Genomic DNA, 23,197 nt, shown 5'->3' with positions numbered 1-23,197 from the left:
GGCTCCGAGAGAAGGCAGACTCCGTTGTCCCAGCTCTCCCCCGTGCTGAAGCAGGCAACCCCCGTCGTCGCCGTGCGCGGCGAAGGCCTCCACCTCTACGACGCTGACGGCCGCCGCTACCTCGACTTCACCTCCGGCGTGGGGGTGACCAGCACCGGCCACTGCCACCCCCGGGTGGTCGAGGCCGTCCGCGAACAGGCCGGCCGGCTGCTGCACGGCCAGTACACCACCGTGCTGCACGACCAACTGCTCACCCTCACCGAACGGTTGGGTGAGGTGCTGCCGCCGGGCCTGGACTCGGTGTGCTACGCCACCGCCGGCACCGAGGCGGTGGAGGCGGCGCTGCGGCTGGTCCGGCACGCCACCGGGCGGCCGAACGTGATCGTGTTCGAAGGCTCCTTCCACGGCCGCACCATGGGCGCGGCCTCGCTCAGCACCGCCGGGATCCGCTACCGGGCGGGCATCGGCCCGCTGGTGCCCGGGGTCGCGGTGGCGCCGTTCCCGGCCGCCTTCCGGCTGCGGCTCTCGCTGGGCCTGTCCGAGCAGGAGGCGGTGGCGCACGCCCTGCGCGGGCTGGACGAGGTGCTGGCCACCGTCTCCGCGCCCGCCGAGACGGCGGCCCTGTTCGTCGAGCCGGTGCTCGGCGAGGGCGGCTACGTCCCCGCCCCGGCCGGGTTCCTCGCCGGACTGCGCGAGCGCGCCGACCGGCACGGCTTCCTGCTGGTCGTGGACGAGGTGCAGAGCGGCTTCGGCCGTACCGGCCGGTTCTGGGCCCACCAGCACGAGCCCGCCCGCCCGCGCGAGGAGGACTTCCGGCCCGACGTCCTGATCACCGCCAAGGGCCTGGCCAGCGGCCTGCCGCTGTCCGCGCTCGCCGCGCCGACCGACCTGATGCGGCGCGCCTGGCCCGGCTCCCAGGGCGGCACCTACGGGGGGAACCCGCTGGCCTGCGCCGCCGCGCTGGCCACCCTGGACGTGCTGCGCGAGGAACGGCTGGTGGAGAACGCGGCCGAACAGGGCGTCCGGCTGCTGGACGGCCTGCGGGCGGTCGCCGCCGGGGCGCCCGGCATCGGCGACGTCCGGGGCCTCGGGCTGATGGCGGCCAGCGAGTTCTGCCGGCCGGACGGCTCGCCCGATCCGGCGGCCGCCCTGCGCGTCCAGCAGGCCGCCGCCGAGCTCGGACTGCTGCTCCTGCTCTGCGGGATCCACCTCAACGTGGTCCGGATGATCCCCGCGCTGGTCGTCACGGCCGCGCAGACCGACGAGGCACTGGCACTCTGGTCCAAGGCCGTCGCGGCCGGGGCCCGGCCCGAGGAGGCGCAGTGAACGAGCACACCGTGACCGAAATCGGTTGGAACAGCCTGGAGTTGGAGGCGAGGCGGCAGATGTGGTCGTTGCCGTTGGGCGACGACGAACGGGACCTGCTGTGGGCCGACGCCCGGGCGGGACGCTGGGGTGCCGCCGAGCCGGTGCGCGAGCGGCTGCGGGCCTTCGTCCGGGAGAGCGTCGACTCGGTCGGGCTCACCCACCTGGCCAACGTGGTCGACCCGGACCGGCCCGAGCAGGAGATCACCGAGGCGCTCGCCTTCCTGCTCCGGGACTACGGCCGGATCGTCCCGCAGAACGGGCGCGGCGACCTCACCTCCGTGCTTCGCGACCAGGACGGCGACGGCAACACCGAACTCGGCTTCCACTGCGACACCTGTGACCTGCTGATCCTGCTCTGCCTCCAACCCGCCTACCGTGGCGGAGGGTTGACCAAGCTGGCGAGCGCCCGGCACGTCCACGACCTGATCGGCCGGGAGCGGCCGGACGCCCTGGCCACCCTCGGCGAGGACTGGACCTTCGACCGCACCGGCCGGGCCGGCCCGCAGCTGGTCGTCACCCCGATCCTGTACCCCCGGAAGGACGGCACGATCGGCTGCTACTACCAGACCCGCACCGTCCGCTCCTCGCCCGACCGCGGCGGACCGGAGCTGACCGACCGTCAGTGGGAGGCGCTCGGCGTGCTGGACGAGGTGCTCTACCGGCCGGAGATCGCCTTCGGCCTGCCGATGGCCGCCGGGGACCTGCTGATGATCCGCAACAGCCGGGTGCTGCACGGGCGTTCGGCGTACCTGGACGAACCCGGCCGGTACGCCCGGCGAATGCTGCGGATCTGGCTCAACGAGGGGGAGACGTGGACGCCGTGAACCCGAAGGTGGCGCTGGTCACCGGCGGCGGCAGCGGCCTCGGCCGGGCCTCCTCGCTCGCCCTGCTCGGCGCCGGCTGGACGGTGGTGCTCGCCGGGCGCCGCAAGGACGCGCTGGAGGAGACCGCCGCGCTCGCGGCCGTCGACCCGGAACGCGTGCTCGCGGTGCCGACCGACATCCGCAGCCCCGAGGAGGTCGCCCGGTTGTTCGACGCCGTCCGCGACCGCTACGGTCGGCTCGACCTGCTGTTCAACAACGCGGGCGCCGCCGCCCCGCGCCGGCCCATCACCGAAACGCCCTTCCAGGACTGGAACCGCGTCCTGGACACCATCGTGACCGGCAGCTTCCTGTGCGCCCGGGAGGCCTTCCGGCTGATGAGCGCCCAGAGCCCGCAGGGCGGCCGGATCATCAACAACGGCGCGCCCTCGGCCCACGTGCCGCGCCCCAATTCCCTGGCCTACACCGCCGCCAAGCACGCCGTCCTCGGCCTCACCAAGGTGCTCGCCCTGGACGGCCGCCCGTACGGAATCTCCTGCGGGCAGATCGACGTCGGCAACGTCACCCCGACGGACGGCGGGCCGCAGCCCGCCGCGATGCAGGCCGACGGGTCGATGGCGGTGGAGGCGACCATCCCGGTCGAGCGCTTCACCGACGCGCTGCTGCTGATGGCCTCGCAGCCGCCGGACACCACCATCCAGTCCCTGGTGGTGCTGCCGACCACCATGCCGTTCGTCGGAAGGGGCTGAACCGTGCTGGTCAGTGCCCGCTCCTTCGCGGAGTACCGGGCGATGTTCGCGCTCACCGACCGCGACCTCGCCCAGCGGGTCCTGGACTGCCCGGGCGGCGCGGCGAGCTTCGTCGCGGAAGCCGGCCGGCAGGGCATCGACGCCGTCGCCGTCGACCGCGAATACGCCGTGCACCGCGAGGAGTTGGGCCTGCTGGTCGAACGGGAGACCGGCTTCAAGCGGGACCTCCTGGTCCAGGAGACCACCGGCTGGTCCCGGTCCTGGTACGCCGACGCGGACGACATGATCCGGCAGTGGACCGCCAACGCCCGGCTGTTCCGGGCCGACATCGCCGCCCGCCCGGAGCGCTACGCCGCCGGGGCGCTGCCCGAACTCCCCTTCCCCGACGACTCCTTCGACCTGGTACTCAGCTCGCACCTGGTCTTCTCGTACGGCAACCGGCTCGGCAGGGAGGCGGTGCGGGCCGCGCTGCTGGAACTCGCCCGGGTGGCCCGGCGGGAGGTCCGGCTCTTCCCGGTCATGGTGTACGACACCGGGGAGCGGTACCGGGGGCTGGAGCGGCTGCGGGAGGAGCTGGCGGGCGTCGGCATCGGCAGCCGGGTGGAACGGGTGGCGTACGAGTTCCAGCCGGGAGACGGCGAGATGCTGGTGCTCGGCAGCGCCGGGTACCGGGCCCCGGCGTCGACCGCCCCGGGTACGGCGGCGGCCCTCGACCCGGTGCGGTGGCGGCACCGGGACCCGGCGGCGTGAGGCGAGGCGGCCGTCGCCCCGACGGCGGGCCCGTACCGGCTTCAGATCGCCGACCGCGGCATCTCCACCACGAACCCCTTCCGTCGCGTGAACATCGCCCGTATCACCGCGGGCGCGCAGAAGGCCCGCGAAGATTATTCGATCGCTATCGGAGTTCCCGGGAAAAGGCGTCAATAATCGAATGAACGCCTTGACATGATCATGTCTCTAGTTGCACGCTGTGGGCGCCCGATGCCATCGCCCGGGTGCCCACGACAGGGTGAGGAGGTGACAAGGATGAAGGTCAAGGTCGCGGAGAAGCAGGACACCGTGCGCACCACCACGCCGTACGTCGCCGGTTAAGGCGAATTCGGTGGGAGGTCCTTCACGGGGCCTCCCACTACCACGGACGCGACGATTCGGGAGACCGGGAGAATCCAGTATGACTGCTCTTCATTCGCGGGTGCGCGCCGCTTTCTTCGGTGAGCTGGACACGGCGGACAGGCGACTGGATTCCGCGGACCCGGACGGCCCGTTGTTCCTCCTGGTCACCGCGCCCGACGGCAGCGGAAAGGCCGACACGGTGCGCGCCTGGCTGGAAGCCGGGGCGAACGGGCGCGCCGGTACCGCGGTGGAGGGCAACGGCGACAAACTGAGCCACGGGTACCTGGCCGGGCTGCAGCCCCTGCTGGACCGGGCGATCGCCGTCGCGGAAGCCGAGGCCCCCGAACTGGTCGCGGCCGCCGAACAGTCGCTGAAGCGGCTCTTCCCGCACCGCGAGTCCCCGGCCTACCGGATGCCGAAGGACCTCACCGGCGTGGCCGACCGCGACGAGCGGACCAGGTTCTACTTCCACGAGTACCAGGACAAGCTGCTCAACGGCGTGTACGAGTTCCTGGACGGCTTCCTCGCCCGGGACGGGCAGCCGCACACCCTGGTCATCGACAACGCCGAGCGGCTCTCTCCCACGGTGATGCGGTTCCTCGACATCGTCGCCCGCCGCCGCACGCTCTGCCGCCGGCTGCGGATCGTCCTGCTGGTCAACGGCGAGCCGGACATCGGCCTCGTCGAGCACGCCGCACAGGCCGTACTGCCGCCGCTCTCCAAGGACGAGGCCCGGGAACTCATCGAGGCGTGGGGCTACGGGGCCCTGGCCGCCAAGCAGTTCGACCACCTGTGGCGGCTGTCGCAGGGCAGGCCGGCCCGGCTCTCGGCGCTGCTGCGGTGCCTCGACGCCAAGGTCTCGCTGCCGGACTACCTGACCTTCGAGACCCACCTCGACCTCTACCTGAGCCTGCTCGGCGAGCGGCCCAGGTACGAGCTGCTGGAGCGGTACGTCCGGGCGCACTGCGCGGACGACGACCCGATCGTGCTGCGCAACTACGAGACGTACGACGGCGGCACCAGGGAGAGGGTCCACCGGGAGGTGCTCGCCGGACTCGCCGGAGAGCCGGAGGAGGTCCTCCACCCCGTCCACCACCTCGGCCTGCGCGACGCCGCCGACCGGATGGTGGCGCTCGCCCCGCTGTCGATCTCGCTCCAGGAGATCGGCCTCTACGACACCTGGTTCGACCTCTTCTCGCGCTTCTGGGCGGACCCCCAGCTGCGCACCCTCCCCGGCGGCGGGCAGACCCACAACCTGGTCTACCTGCGGATGTCCTTCGTGCTGTACTCGCTCGGACTGGCGCACGTCTCCATTCCGTATCTGGACGCCTTCTACCAGCACTTCCCGCAGAGCCTCTACACACCCACCGTGCTCTATTCACAGAGCATGGCACACGGCCGCTACCAGTCGCCGCCCGACCTCGACACCGCCGAACGCTTCGCCCTGCTCAATCTGGAGAAGCTCGGCACCGAATTCCAGGACCACCCCAAATTCGAGTACATCAAGGTCTTCGCGGAGAACGCCCTGGCCTACATCCGCGCCCGGCAGGGACGAATGGACGAGGCGCTCGCGCTCTGCACCGAGGGCATGGACCGGATGCAGAAGATCTACGGTGACGAGAAGTACGCGCTGCACCAGTCGATCCTCGTCTACAACACCGCGCAGATCCACGAAATGGTCAAGGACTTCCCGAAGGCCTACGAGGTCTACCAGCGGACCATCGGCCTCGACCCGAACTACGGGGAGTACGCCAACGACCTGGCCAACATGCTGCAGCGCACCGGCCGGTTCGACGAGGCACTGGAGTACTACGAGCGGGCCATCGCCCTGTGCCCGCCGTACTACGAGGCCCACCTCAACCGGGCCCGGCTGCACGTCCAGCGGGGGGACTCGGACAGCGCGGAACGCGACTTCCGGCGCGTGGTGGAACTCAAGCCCGGGGAGGCGCGGGCGCACCTGGGGCTCGGGGTGCTCCACCTCAAGCGGGGCAACCCCGCCGAAGCACTCGTCAGCCTGGACGCCGCCGTCTACCACGACCCGAAGAACGCCCAGGCGTGGAGCAACCGCGGCCTGGCCCAGTCCGAACTCGGGCGCGCGGACGAGGCGGAGGAGAGCCTGCGGACCGCGGTGGCCCGCAACCCCAAGCTCACCGAGGCCTGGAACAACCTCGCCCACGTCCTGCACGCGAGCGGCCGCCCGCAGGAGTCGCTGGCCTGCCTCGACCGCGCGGTCCAACTCTCCGACGACCCGGACTACGCCTACAACCGAGCCGTGCTGCGCCTCGAACTCGGCGACCCGGCCGGGGCCCGCGCGGACGTCGAACTCGCCGCCGAGCGCGGCGCCGACGCCACCGATCTGGACGACCTGCACGCCCGGCTCGCCAAAGCCTCGGCCGGCGCGGCGGATTAGCGAAGCTCCGGCACCTCTGCCGGGATCCCATCGGATCCCAGGAACCCATCGGATCGAATCGGCTTCCCTCGGCTTCCATCGGATCCGATCGGCTTCCGTATGACCCTGTCTGACCCCGACTGACCCCGTCTGATCAGCGCGCGGCTTACGGGTGCGTGCACCGCCGGCATCGACAAGGAGCACCACCGTGCCACCCGCTGAGCGCAGCGAACCGTCCGAACGCCGTTCCCTCCGTGCGCTGCTGTCGGCCTACGCGGTCAGCCAGTTCGGCAACTGGCTGTTCCGCACCGGGGTCGTGTACTACGCCTACAACCAGAACCACGGTTCCAACGCGGTGCTCACCACGGCGATCGTGCTGGTGTACCTGCCGATCCTGTTCGGTTCCCGGCTGCTGGCCCCGCTGGCCGACCGTCGGGACACCCGGCGCACGCTGATCGGGCTGGACGCGCTGCGCGCCGCGGTGCTCGCGGTGCTGCTCGTGGTGGTGTCGGCCGGCGCCGGCTTCACCTCGGCGGCCACCATCGGCGTGATGGCGTTCCTCAGCCTGCTGACCCCGTTCTTCACCGCCTCGCAGACCGCCTACCTGCGGCGGGTCCTGCCGGACGACCGGCTGCCCGCGGCACTGGCGTCGCTGTCCAGGATCGACTGGTCGATGTTCATCCTGGGCACCGCCGCCGCGCCCCTGATGCTCCAGGTCAGCGACCTGCCCACGCTGACCTCGCTGGACATCGCCACCTTCGTCGTCTCCGGGTTGCTGCTCCTGCGGCTGATGCCGGCGCCCGCGGTGACGAGCGCCCGGCACGGTTCCGCCGCGGCCGGCTCCGGCAGGCCGCGGCTGACCGGGAACAGCAGGCTGCTGCTGGTCAGCGTCTTCGCGCTGAACGCAGGCGCGGGGCTCATCAACGTCTACCCGAACGTGGTCGCCCGGGACTTCCTCGGCGGCGGCGCCACCTGGCTGAGCGTGATCAACCTCGCCAACGGCACCGGGGCGGTCATCGGCGCCACCCTCGCCGGGCGGCTGCGCAAGCAGCGGGGGCTGCGTCCGGGCGTGCTCGCCGCCCTGGTCGTGGCCGGGGCGCTGGCCTGCATGACCTTCGTGACCAATGCCTGGGTCGCGGTCCCCGCCAGCTCCGTCATGCTGGCGGCCGGTCAGGTCTTCGCGGTGCTCTTCCAGTCGCGGATCCTGGAGAACGAGCCGGTCGCGGTGGCGGGCCGGGTGTCCGGGCTCTTCACCCTCGGGACCTTCGCCGGCGTGACGGTGAGCATCCTGCTGTTCATGGCGGTCACCGGCTTCGGCACGGGCGCCGGCTCGATGCGGCGCTCCTTCACCGTCCTGCTGCTGGTGGCCGCGGCCTCCGCTCTGGCCTCGGCCCTGGTGGGCGCCGCCGCACTGCGCCGCCACGGGGACCGGGCACCCGGGGCCCCGGACGGTCCGGACGCTCCCGGGGCCCCGGAGGACCGCGAGACCCCTGCGGCGGCGTACGGGGCGTCCGGGCCCGACCCGGCGTCGGCCGCACCGCTGGTGCGGCAGGCGGGGCGGGCCTTCGCCACCGGCGTGACGGTTGCGTCGACGGTCCACGACGGGATCCCGCACGCCACCACGGTCAACTCCTTCGTCACCGTCTCGCTCGACCCGGCGCTCGTCCTGGTCTGCGTCGAACGCGGCTCGCGCCTGGACGCGTTGATCGCCGAGAAGGCCCCGCTGGGGATCACGGTGCTCTCGGCCGGGCAGCGGGACACCGCGGTGCACTTCGCCAAGCGCGACCGGCCGTCGGGCGAGGCCCAGTTCGACGGGCACCCCTGGAGACCGGGCAAGGAGACCGGCGCCCCGCTGCTGGAAGCCGGTACCGCGTGGCTCGAATGCGCGGTGCGGACGGTCGTCCCGGCCGGAGACCACTCGATCGTCCTGGCCGAGGTCCTCTCCTTCACCGACGTCCCCTCCTGCACCGAGCCGGACCGGTACGGGCAGCGGCGGGCGCCCCTGGTCTTCTTCGGCGGCGGGTTCCACACCCTCGCCGAGCACCTGCCGCCGAAGCAGCCGCCCGCCGAGGGCCGATCCGTCGAGCAGCCGCCCGCCGAGGCCCGATCCGTCGAGCAGCCGCCCGCCGAGGGCCCACCCGTCGAGCAGCCACCCGCCGAGGCCCCACCCGTCGAGCAGCCACCCGCCGAGGAGCCGGACAGTGACCTTCGACTACCCGCCCGCACACCGGAGTTCCGAGGCGCAGAAGCTGCACGGGAGAGTGGTCGAGGACCCCTACCGGTGGCTGGAGGACCCTCGGAGTGAGGAGACCCGGCGTTGGGCCGCCGCGCAGCGCGAGCTGTGCGACCGCGTCCTCGGCGAGCTGCCCGGCCGGGTCGGTCTGCGCGGGCGGATCGCCGGACTGCTGGGGACCGGCGCGGTGGGCGCCCCCGTCTGGCGGGGCCGGCGGCAGTTCTTCACCCGCCGTCTGCCGGACCAGGAGCGTGCCGTGCTGCTCACCGTGGAGCCCACCGGGGAGGAGCGCGTGCTCCTCGACCCACTGCGGCTGGACCCCTCCGGGGGCACCACCCTGGACGCCTGGCAGCCGGACCACGAAGGGCGGCGGCTCGCCTACAAGGTCTCCCGGGGTGGCAACGAGGAGTCCCACCTCCATGTGCTTGACGTCGCCACCGGTGCCCTGCTGGAAGGCCCCATCCCGCGCACCCGCCACTCGGCCGTCGCCTGGCTCCCCGGCGGCGCCGCCTACTACTACGTCCGCGAGCTGCCCGCCGCCGACGAGGAGCGACCGGCGGCCGACGAGGAGGGACCGACCGCCGTCCCGCCGGCGCGCGGACGCCGGGTCTACCTGCACCGGGTCGGCACCGATCCCGAGCGGGAGGACGTCCTGGTGTTCGGGGAGGGCCTCCCCGACGGCACCGACTACGGCATCCTGGTCAGCCAGGACGGACGCTGGCTGAGCCTCGGTGCGTCCCGGGGCACCGAGAACCGCAGCGACCTCTGGCTCGGTGACCTCTCGGCCGGTACGCCGCAGCAGCCGGTGTTCCGCCCCGTCCAGGTGGGGGAGGACGCCGACACCGGCCTGTACGTGTGGCGCGACGGCCGGGCCTACCTGTTCACCGACCGGGACGCGCCGCGCTCGCGGCTCTGCGTCGCCACCCCCGCCGACCTGTCCTACGCGTCCTGGCGCGACCTGGTGCCGGAGGACCCGGAGGCGGTGCTGACCGACTTCGCCATCCTGGACGGCCCCGAACTGGACCGGCCGCGCCTGCTGGTGTGCTGGACCCGGCACGCCGTCAACGAGGTGACGGTCCACGACCTGGAGACCGGCGAGCGCCTCGGCACCGTGCCGACGCCGGGCGTCGGGGCGATCGGCGGCCTCCACGAACGGCCGGAGGGCGGTCACGAGGCCTGGTTCTCCTACACCGACAGCATGTCGCCGGGGTCGATCCTGCGCTACGACGCCCGCTCGGGCACTACCGGCGTCTGGGCGGCCGCACCCGGCCTGGTGCGGGTCCCGGAGGTACGGAGCTCGCAGGTCTCCTACCGCTCCACCGACGGCACGACGGTCCGCATGCTGGTGGTCGAGCCGCCCGACCGCAACGGGCCGCGGCCGACGATCCTCTTCGGCTACGGCGGGTTCGGCTCCTCCCTGGTCCCCGCCTACGACCCGTCGGTCCTGGCCTGGGTCGAGGCCGGCGGCGTCTACGCGGTGGCCCATGTGCGCGGCGGCGGCGAGGAGGGCGAGGACTGGCACCGGGCGGGGATGCGCGAGCACAAGCAGCAGGTGTTCGACGACTTCCACGCCGCCGCGCGGGCGCTGGTCGACGGCGGCTGGACCACCCCGGCCCGGCTCGGGATCCACGGCGGCTCCAACGGCGGCCTGCTCGTCGGCGCCGCACTCACCCAGCAGCCCGCCCTCTTCGGGGCCGTGGTCTGCGAGGCACCGCTGCTGGACATGGTCCGGTACGAGCACTTCGGGCTCGGGCACCTGTGGGCCGGCGAGTACGGATCCGCGGACGACCCCGAGGAACTCGACTGGCTCCTGGGCTACTCCCCGTACCACCACGTGCGGGAGGGGGAGTCGTACCCGGCCGTCCTGTTCACCGTCTCCGAGAACGACGCGCGGGTCGACCCGATGCACGCGCGGAAGATGTGCGCCGCGCTCCAGCACGCCACCAGCGGGACGGCGCCGGTCCTGCTGCGCAGCGAGTCCGAGGTGGGGCACCGGGGCCGGTCGACCACCCGGGTGGCCGCGCTGGCCGCCGACACCCTCGCGTTCCTCGCCCACCACACCGGCCTCGAGCTGCCCTGACGCCGGACGGGCGCCGCCCCGAGTGCCCTACGGAACGCCGTCCCGACATCCCTGACGACAATGAGGTCCGCATGACCGCCCAGCCGTCCGCCCGCCGCGTCGTCGCGATCGTCGACGCCTACTCCAGCGGCCGTTGCCTCGCCCCGATCTTCCGGGAGCGGGGCTTCGACTGCGTCCACATCCGCAGCGCCGCCACCACCAACCCCGCGTACGAGCGCAGCTTCCGGCCGGACGACTTCGTCGCCGAGGTGGTGCACGACGGGGATGCCGCGCGCACGGCCGAGGCCGTCGCCCGGCTCGCGCCGGGGTGCGTGCTGCCGGGGATCGAGAGCGGCGTCGAACTGGCCGACGTCCTGAGCGAAGCCCTGGGGCTACGGACCAACGGGACGGAACTGAGCAGCGCCCGCCGGGACAAGTTCCGGATGATGGAGACCGTGCGCGCGGCCGGGGTCCCCGCCGTCGAACAGATCCTGGCCACCGACCTCGACACCCTGCTCGACTGGTACGCCAAGGCCGGCGGCCGCGTGGTGCTGAAGCCGGTCCGCAGCGCGGGCAACGACGGCATCCACTTCTGCGACGACGCCGGGCAGGTCCGCGCGGCCTTCGAGTCGCTGATCGGCGCCGACAGCGCCCTGGGCGCCCGCAACCGCGAGGTGCTCGCCCAGGAGTACCTCGTCGGCGGTGAGTACATCGTGAACACCGTGAGCCTGGGCGGCCGGCACCACGTCACCGACATCTGGCAGATGCACCACATCAGCGCCAACGGGGTCCGCGACCTGGGGGCCAGCGCCGCACTGCTGCCCCGGCACGGCGCCGACCAGGACGCGCTGGCCGCGTACACCTGCCGGGTCCTCGACGCCCTGGGCGTGCTCGACGGTCCCGCGCACACCGAACTCAAGCTCACCCCGCACGGGCCGCGCCTGATCGAGACGGCCGCCCGGGCCTGCGGCGCCGACCTCCACGTCCCGGTGAAGGCCGCGATCGGCGAGAGTCAGCTGGACTGGACCGTCGACGCGTACGTGGACCCGGATCGGTTCCTGGCCCGCTGGGAGAGCGGCTACGAACTGCCCCGGCACGCCGGGCTGGTGAACATGGTCTCGCCGGTCTCCGGCATCCTGCGCGACTACCCGAAGCTGGCGCGGCTGCAAGCCCTCGACAGCTTCCACGACCTCCTCCTGACCGTCCGCCCCGGCGGCCGGATCCACCGGTCGGTGGACGACTGGACGTACCCGATGCGCGTCTACCTGGTGCACGAGACGGAGAGCACCGTGCTGCACGACATCCTGACGGCGCGCTACCTGGACGGGGACGGCTTCTACGAGGTCGAGTGACCGGCACCGGCCGCTCCACGCCGCTCACCGCGAGGAGCACCGCCCGCGCGTGCTGATCCACCAGGTGGACACCTCCACCCGGACCGGCCATGGTCCCGTCCAGGTGGTCAGCGGCGACCCGGGCGCCACCCGCTGACCGGCTGGACCGCCCTCGACACGGCCGCGTACCAGCCCGGTCAGTCCTTCGCCGATCCCACCACGGGGGTCCGGATCGACGTGCTCCGCCGAGGACCGCTGTCCGACACCGTCAAGGTCACCGAGCGGTCACCCGTCGAGCCGTCCGATCAGTGAGCCGATCACCGGGTCCCACTCCTCGATGCGAACGCCGTCGAGTACGCCCTCCCGCATGTACGGGTCGCCGTCCACCAGTTCCCGCACCTCCGCCTCGCTCGCGGCCCGGAAGATCAGCAGCCCGCCGGTGTCACGGACCAACGGTCCGCACAACGCGATGCTGCCCCGCTCGGCCAGGACGGCCAGGTACTCCCGGTGGGTGGGCCGCACCCGAAGGTGGCGGCGGTCGGGGGTGAAGGTGTACTCGACGACGTAGTAGGCCATGGTGTCCTCCGCGCGGTTTCGTCCGGCAGTGCGCCACTGCCACGGTACGAAACAGGCGGTGGCGGGTGAAATGCCGACTCGGCGGCGGCTATGCTCCGCAGGGATGACCATCGAGTTGCGCCACCTGCGGGCCTTTCTCGCCATCGCCCGGGAAGGCACCATCACGCGTGCCGCCGATCGGCTGCACACCGGCCAGCCGGCCCTGTCCCGAACGCTCGGTCAGCTGGAGCAGCACCTCGGCGTGCGCCTGATCGACCGCTCCACCCACCACCTGGAACTCACCGCCGCCGGGCGGGTGTTCCGCGACCGGGCGGCCGCCGCGCTCGCCGCCGTGAGCACCGCCCTGGACCCGGGCGCGCTGAGCACCCTGCCGCTGCGGCTCGGGCACTCCTGGGCCGCGCTCGGCGCCCTCACCGTGCCACTGATGCACCGCTGGGACGCTGAACATCCTGGCACACCACTGGAGTTGTATCGGATCGACGACCGCACTGCCGGGCTGCTGCGCGGCGAGGTGGACGTCGCCGTGCTGCGCGGTCGGGTCGGCGCACCGGGCCTGGCGGTCCAACACCTCATGGACGAGCAACGGTTGGCGGTGGTCGCGGTGGACTGCGAGCTCGCCGGGCGCGAGACACTGACCCTCGCCGACCTCGCCGGCCGACCGCTCGCCGTGAACACGGTGGCCGGCACGACGACGCCGGAGCTGTGGCCGGCTCCCGCCCGGCCCAGCCGGACGGTCGAGGTGAGCAACACCGACGACTGGCTCGCCGTCATCGCCGCCGGCCGCGCCGTGGGCATCACCACGACGGCGACGCCGCTGCTGCACGCCGGCCCCGCCCTCGCATACCGCCCGCTGGTCGACGCCCCGCCGGTGCCGCTGCTGCTCGCCTGGCACCCGGGCACTCCGACCCACTCGGCCGTCCCGGCACTGGTCGCCATGGTGCGCGCACTGGTCGCGGCCGGATCGAGCTGACGGGTACCCCGCGCCGCCGCGATGGGCGCGCAGTTCGAGCGGATCACCGCCGAAGCGCTGGGCCCGTCCGGGGGGTGTCCGTGCGAGCGGGCTCCAGGGGGCACTATCCTCTGGAGGCATGTCGAACCCCGATGGGCTGCTCGTCGACATCGCCGCAATGGTGGAGACCGAGCGCAGCAACCAGATGCCCCTGACCGTAGTCGTCCCGGGGGCGGTCATCACCGGCCGTCTCGCGCCGCAGAGCCTGTGGTACGAGCGAGTGGCCGAAGTGCTGGCCGACTCGGAGCACCTGAAGCCCTTCGCCGCCCTGTTCGCACCGCCCAGCGCCGACGGTGCGGACGGCACAGGCTCGGCACCTCGTGCCGCCGGACGCCCAACGCACCTTCACCTGCATGTCGCCCGCATCCTGCAGGGCAGCTACGGACTGCCGCACGCCGGCGGCATGTACCGGATCGCGATCGCCGACATCAACAGCTGGACGGTGGGAGACCTCAGCTACTCCGACCAGTGAAGCCGGGGCCTACCTGATCGCGCCCGGGTCGGCCGCCGGGGCCGAACGGGTTAGGCGTCCGGCGACATGCCGAGGGGCCCGCACCGCGCGTCGTGTACGCGGTGCGGGCCCCTCGCCACCAGGCGGATGCCGTGGCGGAAGAACTACAGCGGGCGGATGTTCTCGGCCTGCGGGCCCTTCTGGCCCTGCGTGACGTCGAACTCGACCTTCTGGCCCTCGAGCAGCTCGCGGAAGCCGTTGGCGTTGATGTTCGAGTAGTGGGCGAAGACGTCGGGGCCGCCACCCTCCTGCTCGATGAAGCCGAAGCCCTTTTCCGCGTTGAACCACTTCACAGTGCCATTAGCCATAAAAATCTCCTTCAAGGGGCTGTCCGAAGCCCGCACTGTGCGGGTTTCGAGTCGCCGCGATGAGCGCCCACCCGGGGAAGAGCCGGGAAACAGAAATGCGCCTGCGATACATCAGCAGGCGCACACAAAGTTCATGGGAACCACTACTGCAACTAAGACGACTCTAGCAGGCCACGGGCCGCCGCGGTGGGACATTTCACCCCCCATCCCGTGGAAGCCCTCCTCCGGGGCGGCCCGGCCCGACCAGGCGCCGCCGCCAACGTGCCTGGACAGCCGGGTGGCTGAGTGCGCCGCCGTGCCCGGGATCCGGTGAATCCCCGGGGAGGGTGAATCGCGCCGCTGTGGAGCCGCCGCCTCCTCTGCGCCGGTTGCGCGAAGGCGACGTACCAGGCCCGTGCATTCCGAAGATCGAATGCGCTGCAAAGACACCGGGTCCGCGTCTTCCGGCGCATTGGAGCATCGGATGCGGCGCGGCTCGCCTTTTTGTTCGCGGCCCGTTGCATCCGTTGCCGACAGCATCACCGGAACGGGCACCCGGTCGGGAGCGGGAACACCTCGATGGGTGGGCGTCCCCACTCCTGGCCCCACTCCCGACCGCTCACTCCGGCCGCTCAGGCGGCGACCGTCAGGTCGGCGCGGCCGAACAGCAACGCGTAGCCGCGGGGCAGGTGGGCGATGAGGCGGTCGGTGAGGTGGCCGCCGGCGAGGTCGGTGAGGGCGGTCAGGACGGAGGAGGTGTCCCAGCGGGCGGCGGTGAGGCTGGTGCCCAGGTTGCGGGCGACGGCCTCCACGAAGGCGGGGGCTGCGACTGGTCCGGGCAGGGGGATCTGGGCGGCGAACACGGCGCGGGCCCGCTCGGGGAGGGCGGCGGCGAGGTCGCAGCGTTCCTCGCCGGTGAGCTGGGAGCCGAGGACGGCCAGGACCGCGTCGAGGACGCGTGAGGCTTCTTCGTCGGTGGTGTAGCGGCCCAGGGTGCGGACCTGCTGGATCAGGTGGCGGTGCCGGGTCATGACTGGGGCCTTCCGGGGGCGGGCTGGCCGCGCGGTGCGGCGGCGCGGGCATGTCGTCAGAGGCGGTTGCCTGGAGCGGGGCGGCCGAAGAGCAGGTCGTAGCCGGGGGGCAGCTGGAACAGCACGCGGTCCATGAGGTCGCCGCCGGCGGCGTCCGCGGCGGCGGACAGGACGGCGCCGATGTCCCACAGGGCGGTCTGTTCGGTGGCGCCCTCGATCCAGGCCGCGGTGGCGCGCACGAACCTGTCCGGGGTGAGTGGTTCGGTCGCCTGCAGGGGGTTGAGCAGGACGAGGGCGAGGGTCTCGGGCAGGCGCGCGGCGAGGTCGGCCCGCACGTCGCCGACGAGGTGGGCGCCGAGCAGGGCCAGCACGACGCGCGCCGCCCGTTCGGCCTCCTCGGGTGTGTCGTATTCGCCGCGTTCTCGGACCTGGTCCAGGAACGCCTCCCAGCGGACAGTCACCGCAGCATCTCCCTCCGTCGTCGAGAAGGATGGTGGTCACCGGCGGGACGGCGCCGTTCGGGGTCGCGCGGCGAGGCGCCGGTGAAGGCCGGTCAGTTCGAGCAGCCGGGCCACCCGGGGACCGGTCCCCCGCAGGGCGAGCCGGCGGCCCTGCCGGTCAGCCTGGTTGAGGGCCTCGACGAGGGCGCCAAGACCCGCGCAGTCCATGAACTCCACCTCCGACAGGTCGAGCACCACGTCGTGGTGCGCGGCCAGTGCGTGGGCCAGGTCACGGCGAAGCCGCGGGGCGGCGGCGAGGTCGACGTCACCGCTCGCCCTGACCACGAACGGGGCCGAGAACTGGGTGTGCATGGCACTTTCCGGGTCCAGTACGGCCTGCACGACGCCTCACGCGCTCGGGAAGAAGGGTCTTTCGTTCGGCCGGGGGTGTTCCGTGTCGCCCCGCGGGGGACCGGGGCGACACGGAACGGCAACGGGGGCTGGTCAGGCCTGGATCTGCTTGGGGGAGCCGCTGTGGCTGATGGCGATCTTGCGCGGCTTGGCCTTCTCGGCGACCGGGATCTTCAGGGTCAGCACGCCGGCGTCGTAGTCGGCGCTGATCCCGGCCGGGTCGAGGGTGTCGGAGAGCATCACCTGGCGGGAGAACACGCCCAGCGGGCGCTCGGACAGCTCCCACTTCACATCGTCGCCCTCGCGGCGGGGGCGGCGCTCGGCCTTGACGGTCAGCATGTTCCGCTCGACGTCGATGTCGATCGCCTCAGGGGCCACGCCCGGCAGATCGAAGCAGATCACGTACTCGTCGCCGGCGCGGTAGGCGTCCAGGGGCATCGGAGTCGGACGGGACCAGGTGCCGGTCGTGTTCAGGAACTGCTGGGTCAGACGGTCCAGTTCGCGGAACGGGTCGGTGCGCATCAGCATCGCGAAACACCTCCAGAAGGATCAGGGGGCCAGTGCGCTTCACCTGACACCTTTCTAGCGCGTCATCCATCCGATGACAAGTCTTGGTGTCGCCTATAGAGTGACTCCATGAGCGAGAAGCCCCGCACACCCGCCGCCGGCCCTCCCGCGCCCGTCGAGCCCGCCTCCTTCCTCGCCGCCGCCGCGGCCCTGGCCGCCATTGACGACGCCGTCCGCACCGCCCAGGCCCCCGCACCCCAGCCCACGGCCGGCCCCGAGGCGCAGGAAGGCCCCGAGCAGGCCCTGGCCGCCCTGGCGCTGCTGCGAGACCTGCGCGGCCGGCTCGCCGGTTGGGAGGCTCCACTGGTGGAGACGGCCCGGGAGGCCGGCGCTACCTGGGCCGACCTCGCCCACCCCATGGGCGTCGCCAGTCGCCAGGCGGCTGAGAACCGCTACCTGCGCCTCAAGCCCGCCAGCGGCACCACGGGGACCCAGCAGACCGAAACCGGTGCCGAACGCGTCAAAGCGGCGCGCGACCGCCGGGCCGCGGAGCGCGCCGTCACCGCCTGGGCCCGTGACCACGCCGCCGACCTGCGGGTGCTCGCCGCCCAGCTCACCGCCCTCACCGGCCTCGACCCCCGCGCCCGGTCGGCCCAGGCCGCCCTCACCACCGCCCTCGGCACCCCCGACCCGGCCGAGCTCGTCACCCCCCTGGCCGCCATGCGCCCCCACCTCGGCCCGGCCCACCCGGACCTGGCCACCCGCCTCGACGACCTCGCCCGGCACACCGACCGGCTCCGCCAGGACAGCGACCAACGGCGTACCTGACCTCGCCGCCGACGCGGTACCGCCCGCCGGTCCACCCCGACCGGCCGACACCTGGCGGCCAGGTCCCCGGCGACCGGAGTGCGCCAGGTGCACCCGCGGTCGCCGGCCGCCCGGTCGCCTACCATGCCACTGCCGTCGGCGAGAGCCGTCCGGGCTCACGCCGAACCCGTTTCTCATGCCGAACCCGTTTCTCAAGCCTCACCCGGAAAAGGAGCCCCAGAGTGGACAGCACCGTCGAGACGCTGGAATTCCAGGCCGAGACACGTCAGTTGCTCCGGTTGGTGATCCATTCGATCTACTCGAACAAGGACATCTTCCTGCGCGAGCTGATCTCGAACGCCTCCGACGCACTGGACAAGCTGCGGCTGGAATCGCTGACCGATCCCGCCCTGGAGGCCGACACCTCCGACCTGCACATCGCCCTCGAAGTCGACCAGGACGCCCGCACGCTGACCATCCGTGACAACGGGATCGGCATGAGCCGGGACGACATCGTGGAGCTGATCGGCACGATCGCCAAGTCCGGCACCGCCGGCCTGCTGGCCAAGCTCAAGGACGCCAAGGACGCCGCCGCGGCACAGAACCTGATCGGGCAGTTCGGCGTCGGCTTCTACTCGGCGTTCATGGTCGCCGACAAGGTCACCCTGCGCACCCGGCGGGCCGGCACCGACTCCGGCACCCTGTGGGAGTCCGAAGGCCAGGGAACCTACGACATCCAGGCCGTCGAAGACCTGCCCACGGGCACCTCGGTCACCCTGCACCTCAAGCCCGCCGACAGCGAGGACGGGCTCGCCGACTACCTCTCCGAGCGGAAGATCCGCCAGATCGTCAAGCAGTACTCGGACTTCATCCGCTGGCCGATCCGGATGGCCACCGGGGGCACCGACGCCGACGGAACCACCACGCCCACCGTCGAGACCCTCAACTCGATGAAGGCGCTGTGGGCCCGTCCGCGCAGCGAGGTGACCGAGGCCGAGTACCACGAGTTCTACCGGCAGATCAGCCACGACTGGGTCGACCCCGCCGCCACTGTCCACATGCGCGCCGAGGGCACCTTCGAGTACGAGGCGCTGCTGTTCATCCCCTCGCAGGCACCCCTCGACCTGTTCTCCCGCGACACCCGGCGCGGTGTTCAGCTCTACGTCAAGCGCGTGTTCATCATGGACGACTGCGACGCACTGATGCCGAACTACCTGCGCTTCGTCAAGGGCGTCGTCGACGCCCACGACCTGTCGCTGAACATCTCCCGCGAAATCCTCCAGCACGACCGCCAGATCCAAGGCGTGCGCCGGCGACTGGTCAAGAAGGTCCTCGGCGCGATCAAGGACATGCAGGCCAAGGACGCCGAGCGATACGGCAAGCTGTGGTCCCAGTTCGGCCGCGTGCTGAAGGAAGGCCTGATCGAGGACGCCGACAACTCCGACACCCTCCTCGAACTGATCTCGGCCGCCTCCACGCACGACCCGGAGAAGACCACAACCCTGCGCGAGTACGTCGCACGCATGAAGGACGGCCAGGACGCCATCTACTACCTCACCGGCGAAAGCCGGGCGATGGTGGAGAACTCCCCCCACATGGAGGCGTTCGCGGCCAAGGGATACGAGGTCCTCATCCTCACCGACCCCGTCGACGAGGTCTGGGCCGACCAGGTCCCCGCCTTCGACGGCCACAAACTGCAGTCCATCGCCAAGGGCCTGGTCGACCTCGACGAAGCCGCCGACGACGACCGGGAAACCGACTCCGACAAGGCCCGGCACGAGCAGGACTTCGCGGTCCTGCTGCCCTGGCTGACCACCACCCTGTCCGAGCACGTCAAGCAGGTCCGCCTGTCCTCCCGGTTGACGACCTCGGCGGCCTGCATCGTCGGCGACGCCCATGACATGACCCCCACCCTGGAGAAGATGTACCGGGCGATGGGACAGGAACTGCCCTCCGTCAAGAGGACCCTGGAACTCAACCCCGACCACCCGCTGATCACCGCGCTGCGCACGTCGCACCAGGCCGACCCCGACAACCCGGCGCTGGCGGAGACCGCCGAACTCGTCTACGGCAGCGCCCTGCTCGCCGAAGGCGGCGACCTTCCCGATCCCGCACGCTTCACCCGGCTCCTCGCCGACCACCTGACCCGCACCCTGTAACCGGCGCGGGGTGCGGCCGGCCGCGGCACGACGAGGCCCGCCCGGCCGCACCCCGTCCCGGCCGGCGCGTCACCCGGCGGCCCACCGCGGCGCAGGGGCGCCGCAGGCCGTGCGCACCGCGTCCTCCCGCGCCGCTGGTTCCTCGGGTGTCCGCACAGCCGACCTGCGCGCGGAGAAACCGCGCCGCAGGCCGGACGATCGCGGATCACGTGTCCGTGGGAGGCTCCTGGTCGGACTGGGAGCGACGGAGTTGTTCGTTGAGGCGCAGGGCTTCCTCGAGTTGGTCTTCGAGGATGACGATGCGGCAGGCGGCTTCGATGGGCGTGCCCTGATCGACGAGGTCGCGGGCGCGCATGGCGATGCGCAGTTGGTAGCGGGAGTAGCGGCGGTGGCCTCCGTCGGAGCGCAGTGGGGTGATGAGGCGGTGTTCGCCCAGGGCGCGTAGGAAGCCGGCGGTGGTGCCGGTCATCTCGGCGGCGCGGCCCATCGTGTACGCGGGGTAGTCGTCGTCGTCGAGTTTGTCGGGTGTGTCGGGGCTGGCCGTAGTAGTCACTGCACCTCTCTGGTTCTCGGGAGAACGCGTCGAGGGGCCCCGGGGCCATTGCGGCTCCGGGGCCCCGAAGGGGAAACAACACCATCTACCGGCCTGGGCCGGTCCTGTTACGTCCGCACTGCCCCGGGGGAGGGGGAGTGCGGGGATCGCGTATGCGTGACCGGAAACCACCGTCCTTCGTGCCTTCGGGGGGTCTGCGGTGTCCGCCCGGGCGCGTGTTCACCGGCCGGGCGATCCTGATGGCGCTTGCGTCCTCCGTTCATCCTCTGTACTGAACTGTCACTTGCTGTACTGCACTTGCTGTACTGCCGGTACTGCACCTGCTGGTCGGTGGCCGTGGCGGCCCACCCTGTCCGGCAGCCCGGCCTCACCGGCCGTCCTGCACCGGCGATGGACCACAACCTCACTGCCCGGACCCCTCGACACGCGCGCCCGCAGCCTGACGCCTTTGCCGAGGTCCTGCCTGTCTTTCGACTGCTGGTACCGCACTCACTGAACTGCGTACTGCTCGATACCGCCGGCGGCCCCTGATACCTGAGGGCCGCCCGGTCCGGCAGCCAGTCCCGTCGCCGTCCTGCACCTGCTGGCTTCGAAACTCCGCTGCCGGACCGCACTGCGAACTTCTGTCCAACAACCCCGGCCAGTTCGTGTCTGGCCGGTATCGCCGACTGCTGTCTACGAGAGAAACGCTAGACCCGCCCGCGAGCAATGTCTACTCCGGCGCGCATAGATTTTGCGTCGGCCGCGCGTGAGGTAGTCTCCCCGCTGCGCGGCGGCGGTACCCCCCCGGCCGCCGCCGCGCTCGCCGAGGACCGAGCAGCACCGCGCAGGAGGCGGGAGTGGAAGACCTGGTGGCCGCAGCACCGGAGAGCGGCCGACACGGGCAGGCAGTCCTGATCGAAGCGATCACCGAGGCCGTTCGCGACGGCGACGACCGCACCATCCGCCGGCTGCTGGCCCGCCTCGCCGAACGAGCCACCATCGCCGACCTGTACGCCCTGCGCGACGCCCTCGACACCGCCCGCCCACCCGGCGACCACCGGCGGAGGTGACGTCCACCGGCGGATACGACCTCAACGGGCTCAAGCGCTGCCTGCAGCACGCCTGACCCCGTCCGGCCGTCGTGAGGTCGGGGTCGTCGCCTGCCCGTCCCGGGCATACCGCCGCCGTTGTGCGCCTCGCGGGGCCCGGGCCCGGGGCCGGTTCACCCGGTCGGCGGTGTCACGCCAGCGGGGCGCCCTCGATGTTCAGCCGCTCCACGAGCTGGCTCCGGTGCAGGGCGGCGACGGGTTCGAGGAGGTCGGGGTGGCGCAGGAGGGCGGCGGCCTCGGTGTCGCGGGTGCCGGGCTCGGTGAGGCGGCGCAGCGCTCCGGTCCCGGTGTGGTGCTCGGTCGTGGCGAGGGCCTGGTGGGCGTGCGCGGCGAGGGCGGGGTCGGCGAGCATGCACGCGGCCCAGCTGACGACGGTCTCGTCCACCCAGGTCCGCCAAGCGGTGTCCTCCGGGTGGGGGTGGGTGCCGGTGAGCCAGTCGAGCCGGTCGGCGCCGCCGGGGCCGAGCAGGTCCAGCAGCTGGACGTCCATCGGGGTGGGATAGCGCAGGGCGGCTGCCAGGGCGGTCGCCTGTCGGGCCTGGCTCTCGGCGAGCGCGCGGCTGAAGGCGCCGGCCGGGGTCGGGTAGGCGTTCAGCAGCCAGCGGGCGCAGGCGGCTATGACGGGTGTCAGGTCGGGCACGGGGATCGGTCCCTCGGGAAGGTGCTCGCCGGTGTCCGCTGCCGGTGGTGCGAGCCGTCCGGTGCGGAGCCGCGCTGCCCCGCTCGTGGCCGACCAGTGTAGGCCGCCTCCTCCTGAGGACGGCATGACGCGCACCACGCCCGAGCAAGAAGCGCGAACGCCAGTACGAGCACGTCAAGGACAGCGCCCTGGGCCGGGGAGAGAGCGAGAAGCGGGCCAAGGAGATCGCGTCCCGGACCGTGAACAAGGAACGGGCCCGGCAGGGCGAGTCGAAGACGGCCAGCCGCTCCTCCACCCACGACACCTCCTCCTCCCGGCGCGGCGGACGGCGTTCGCACTCCGGGTCCCAGGGGCCGACGAAGGAGCAGCTGTACAACGAGGCCGAGCAGCGAGGCATCCACGGCCGCTCGAAGATGACCAAGACGGAACTCGCCAACGCGCTCGGGCACTGGCCAGGCGCCGGCCACCGATGCCCGGACCGGCCCGGGCGCACCGAACCCGACACCCGGCATGACGGGAGGACGATGCGACGAGCACGGACAGGGTCACCCGGGACGCGGACGACGATTCGTCCGGTGGCGCCGCGCGTGCGGCGCCCCGGGCTCCGGCGGTCAGGGCGATGGGCGCAGGTGGGTCTGCAGAAGGCGCACCGCCTCGTCCACGCACTGCTGCTGGATCGTGTGCCGGTCGCCGCGCAGCTGCGGGGAGACGACGCGAGTGCCGTGCGCGTCGGCGAGCCCGAGGAACACGGTGCCGACCGGCCGGCCGTCCTGGGACTGTGGACCGGCCACGCCGGTGGTGGACAGGGCGTAGGTGCTGCCCATCAGCCGCCGGACGCCGGCCGCCATCTGCCGGGCCACCTCGGCATGGACGGCGCCGTGGCGCTCCAGCAGGGCGCTGTCGACTCCCAGAACGCCGTGCTTGACTTCGTTGGTATACGCCGTGACCGAGCCGACGAACACCTCGCTCGCACCGGGAGCCTCGGTGAGTACGAGCGCCAGGAGACCGCCCGTCAGGGACTCCGCCACCGCCACCGTGCTCCCGGCCGCCAGGAGCGCCGAGTGGAGTTCACGTACCACCCGGCCCTCGCCCGCCTCGTCGGTCGGCACCGG

22 protein-coding genes and 1 pseudogene are annotated in these 23,197 nt (G+C 72.2%); 14 read left to right on the top strand and 9 right to left on the bottom strand.

Annotated elements, in window-relative coordinates:
• Positions 1-24 precede the first annotated feature (24 nt).
• The 8 genes from ACZ7BZ_RS29260 to ACZ7BZ_RS29225 all read left to right on the top strand — a co-directional run bounded on the left by ACZ7BZ_RS29260 (position 25) and on the right by ACZ7BZ_RS29225 (position 12,084).
• Positions 25-1,326 carry an aspartate aminotransferase family protein gene (locus ACZ7BZ_RS29260; RefSeq protein ID WP_470360950.1) on the top strand — a complete coding sequence of 434 codons (1,302 nt, stop codon included), beginning with the start codon at positions 25-27 and terminating at the stop codon, positions 1,324-1,326.
• On the top strand, positions 1,323-2,192 hold the full coding sequence (locus ACZ7BZ_RS29255) for a TauD/TfdA family dioxygenase (RefSeq protein WP_470360949.1): 870 nt from the start codon (positions 1,323-1,325) through the stop codon (positions 2,190-2,192). The genes ACZ7BZ_RS29260 and ACZ7BZ_RS29255 overlap by 4 nt, the downstream gene beginning before the upstream one ends.
• Positions 2,189-2,938, top strand: coding sequence for an SDR family oxidoreductase (locus ACZ7BZ_RS29250; RefSeq protein ID WP_470361010.1), 750 nt, complete (start codon positions 2,189-2,191; stop codon positions 2,936-2,938). The genes ACZ7BZ_RS29255 and ACZ7BZ_RS29250 overlap by 4 nt, the downstream gene beginning before the upstream one ends.
• Positions 2,939-2,941: 3 nt before the next feature.
• Positions 2,942-3,688, top strand: coding sequence for a methyltransferase domain-containing protein (locus tag ACZ7BZ_RS29245; RefSeq protein ID WP_470360948.1), 747 nt, complete (start codon positions 2,942-2,944; stop codon positions 3,686-3,688).
• Between the two features lie 421 nt (positions 3,689-4,109).
• The gene (locus ACZ7BZ_RS29240) at positions 4,110-6,461 is read left to right on the top strand and encodes a tetratricopeptide repeat protein (RefSeq protein ID WP_470360947.1); all 2,352 of its coding nucleotides are present in this window, start codon (positions 4,110-4,112) and stop codon (positions 6,459-6,461) included.
• A gap of 187 nt (positions 6,462-6,648) precedes the next feature.
• The gene (locus ACZ7BZ_RS29235) at positions 6,649-8,745 is read left to right on the top strand and encodes an MFS transporter (protein ID WP_470360946.1); all 2,097 of its coding nucleotides are present in this window, start codon (positions 6,649-6,651) and stop codon (positions 8,743-8,745) included.
• Positions 8,642-10,753 (top strand): prolyl oligopeptidase family serine peptidase, encoded by a 2,112-nt coding sequence (locus tag ACZ7BZ_RS29230; RefSeq protein WP_470360945.1) that lies wholly within the window; start codon positions 8,642-8,644, stop codon positions 10,751-10,753. Before ACZ7BZ_RS29235 ends, ACZ7BZ_RS29230 begins: the two co-directional genes overlap by 104 nt.
• A gap of 71 nt (positions 10,754-10,824) precedes the next feature.
• Positions 10,825-12,084: an ATP-grasp domain-containing protein gene (locus tag ACZ7BZ_RS29225; RefSeq protein ID WP_470360944.1), complete on the top strand. Its 1,260-nt coding sequence runs from the start codon at positions 10,825-10,827 to the stop codon at positions 12,082-12,084.
• A gap of 264 nt (positions 12,085-12,348) precedes the next feature.
• Here ACZ7BZ_RS29225 and ACZ7BZ_RS29220 read toward each other — a convergent pair whose 3' ends face one another.
• Complete coding sequence (locus ACZ7BZ_RS29220; protein ID WP_470360943.1) at positions 12,349-12,639, bottom strand: YciI family protein; 291 nt, start codon at positions 12,637-12,639, stop codon at positions 12,349-12,351.
• Between the two features lie 103 nt (positions 12,640-12,742).
• On the opposite strand from ACZ7BZ_RS29220, the gene ACZ7BZ_RS29215 reads away from it, so the two are divergent.
• Together ACZ7BZ_RS29215 and ACZ7BZ_RS29210 are read left to right on the top strand one after the other, a co-directional pair.
• Positions 12,743-13,609: a LysR family transcriptional regulator gene (locus ACZ7BZ_RS29215; protein WP_470360942.1), complete on the top strand. Its 867-nt coding sequence runs from the start codon at positions 12,743-12,745 to the stop codon at positions 13,607-13,609.
• Positions 13,610-13,727: 118 nt separating this feature from the next.
• Positions 13,728-14,120, top strand: coding sequence for a hypothetical protein (locus ACZ7BZ_RS29210; protein WP_380456655.1), 393 nt, complete (start codon positions 13,728-13,730; stop codon positions 14,118-14,120).
• 143 nt (positions 14,121-14,263) lie between these two features.
• On the opposite strand, the gene ACZ7BZ_RS29205 is transcribed toward ACZ7BZ_RS29210, so the two are convergent.
• From ACZ7BZ_RS29205 to ACZ7BZ_RS29185, 5 genes are all read right to left on the bottom strand, one after another.
• Entirely contained in the window at positions 14,264-14,467 is a 204-nt protein-coding gene (locus tag ACZ7BZ_RS29205; protein WP_030918248.1) for a cold-shock protein, read from the bottom strand.
• Between the two features lie 611 nt (positions 14,468-15,078).
• Positions 15,079-15,477 carry a DUF2267 domain-containing protein gene (locus ACZ7BZ_RS29200; protein ID WP_470360941.1) on the bottom strand — a complete coding sequence of 133 codons (399 nt, stop codon included), beginning with the start codon at positions 15,475-15,477 and terminating at the stop codon, positions 15,079-15,081.
• Positions 15,478-15,533: 56 nt separating this feature from the next.
• Complete coding sequence (locus ACZ7BZ_RS29195) at positions 15,534-15,938, bottom strand: DUF2267 domain-containing protein (protein WP_380456652.1); 405 nt, start codon at positions 15,936-15,938, stop codon at positions 15,534-15,536.
• A gap of 36 nt (positions 15,939-15,974) precedes the next feature.
• Entirely contained in the window at positions 15,975-16,289 is a 315-nt protein-coding gene (locus ACZ7BZ_RS29190; RefSeq protein ID WP_465747106.1) for an STAS domain-containing protein, read from the bottom strand.
• Positions 16,290-16,421: 132 nt separating this feature from the next.
• Positions 16,422-16,856 (bottom strand): Hsp20/alpha crystallin family protein, encoded by a 435-nt coding sequence (locus ACZ7BZ_RS29185; RefSeq protein ID WP_470360940.1) that lies wholly within the window; start codon positions 16,854-16,856, stop codon positions 16,422-16,424.
• Positions 16,857-16,964: 108 nt separating this feature from the next.
• Between ACZ7BZ_RS29185 and ACZ7BZ_RS29180 the strand changes: the two genes are divergently transcribed.
• Both ACZ7BZ_RS29180 and htpG read left to right on the top strand, forming a co-directional pair.
• Positions 16,965-17,663 (top strand): hypothetical protein, encoded by a 699-nt coding sequence (locus ACZ7BZ_RS29180; protein WP_470360939.1) that lies wholly within the window; start codon positions 16,965-16,967, stop codon positions 17,661-17,663.
• A 221-nt stretch (positions 17,664-17,884) separates the two neighbouring features.
• A complete protein-coding gene (htpG, locus tag ACZ7BZ_RS29175; RefSeq protein ID WP_470360938.1) occupies positions 17,885-19,801 on the top strand; it encodes a molecular chaperone HtpG in 1,917 nt (638 codons plus the stop codon).
• Positions 19,802-20,006: 205 nt separating this feature from the next.
• On the opposite strand, the gene ACZ7BZ_RS29170 is transcribed toward htpG, so the two are convergent.
• Entirely contained in the window at positions 20,007-20,288 is a 282-nt protein-coding gene (locus ACZ7BZ_RS29170) for a helix-turn-helix domain-containing protein (RefSeq protein WP_470361009.1), read from the bottom strand.
• 905 nt (positions 20,289-21,193) lie between these two features.
• On the opposite strand from ACZ7BZ_RS29170, the gene ACZ7BZ_RS29165 reads away from it, so the two are divergent.
• A complete protein-coding gene (locus ACZ7BZ_RS29165) occupies positions 21,194-21,406 on the top strand; it encodes a hypothetical protein (protein ID WP_470360937.1) in 213 nt (70 codons plus the stop codon).
• A 169-nt stretch (positions 21,407-21,575) separates the two neighbouring features.
• On the opposite strand, the gene ACZ7BZ_RS29160 is transcribed toward ACZ7BZ_RS29165, so the two are convergent.
• Positions 21,576-22,085 (bottom strand): hypothetical protein, encoded by a 510-nt coding sequence (locus tag ACZ7BZ_RS29160; protein WP_470360936.1) that lies wholly within the window; start codon positions 22,083-22,085, stop codon positions 21,576-21,578.
• Between the two features lie 188 nt (positions 22,086-22,273).
• On the opposite strand from ACZ7BZ_RS29160, the pseudogene ACZ7BZ_RS29155 reads away from it, so the two are divergent.
• A pseudogene (locus ACZ7BZ_RS29155) lies at positions 22,274-22,531 on the top strand (plasmid stabilization protein); the annotation flags it as partial.
• 165 nt (positions 22,532-22,696) lie between these two features.
• Here the strand turns inward: ACZ7BZ_RS29155 and ACZ7BZ_RS29150 are convergent.
• On the bottom strand, positions 22,697-23,194 hold the full coding sequence (locus tag ACZ7BZ_RS29150; RefSeq protein WP_470360935.1) for a CinA family protein: 498 nt from the start codon (positions 23,192-23,194) through the stop codon (positions 22,697-22,699).
• Between the last annotated feature and the right edge of the window lie 3 nt (positions 23,195-23,197).

Source organism: Kitasatospora sp. NPDC036934, assembly GCF_055608425.1.
Note: the sequence above shows the minus strand (reverse complement) of the source record. Positions and strands in the feature narration are given on the sequence as shown.

What these genes read in the sequence shown, in the direction of transcription:
- ACZ7BZ_RS29240 (WP_470360947.1), top strand. Translation starts at nt 4,110, where the DNA reads ATGACTGCTCTTCATTCGCGGGTGCGCGCCGCTTTCTTCGGTGAGCTG.
- ACZ7BZ_RS29225 (WP_470360944.1), top strand. Translation starts at nt 10,825, where the DNA reads ATGACCGCCCAGCCGTCCGCCCGCCGCGTCGTCGCGATCGTCGACGCC.
- ACZ7BZ_RS29220 (WP_470360943.1), bottom strand. Translation starts at nt 12,639, where the DNA reads ATGGCCTACTACGTCGTCGAGTACACCTTCACCCCCGACCGCCGCCAC.
- ACZ7BZ_RS29215 (WP_470360942.1), top strand. Translation starts at nt 12,743, where the DNA reads ATGACCATCGAGTTGCGCCACCTGCGGGCCTTTCTCGCCATCGCCCGG.
- ACZ7BZ_RS29210 (WP_380456655.1), top strand. Translation starts at nt 13,728, where the DNA reads ATGTCGAACCCCGATGGGCTGCTCGTCGACATCGCCGCAATGGTGGAG.
- ACZ7BZ_RS29205 (WP_030918248.1), bottom strand. Translation starts at nt 14,467, where the DNA reads ATGGCTAATGGCACTGTGAAGTGGTTCAACGCGGAAAAGGGCTTCGGC.
- ACZ7BZ_RS29200 (WP_470360941.1), bottom strand. Translation starts at nt 15,477, where the DNA reads ATGACCCGGCACCGCCACCTGATCCAGCAGGTCCGCACCCTGGGCCGC.
- ACZ7BZ_RS29190 (WP_465747106.1), bottom strand. Translation starts at nt 16,289, where the DNA reads ATGCACACCCAGTTCTCGGCCCCGTTCGTGGTCAGGGCGAGCGGTGAC.
- ACZ7BZ_RS29185 (WP_470360940.1), bottom strand. Translation starts at nt 16,856, where the DNA reads ATGCTGATGCGCACCGACCCGTTCCGCGAACTGGACCGTCTGACCCAG.
- ACZ7BZ_RS29180 (WP_470360939.1), top strand. Translation starts at nt 16,965, where the DNA reads ATGAGCGAGAAGCCCCGCACACCCGCCGCCGGCCCTCCCGCGCCCGTC.
- ACZ7BZ_RS29170 (WP_470361009.1), bottom strand. Translation starts at nt 20,288, where the DNA reads ATGGGCCGCGCCGCCGAGATGACCGGCACCACCGCCGGCTTCCTACGC.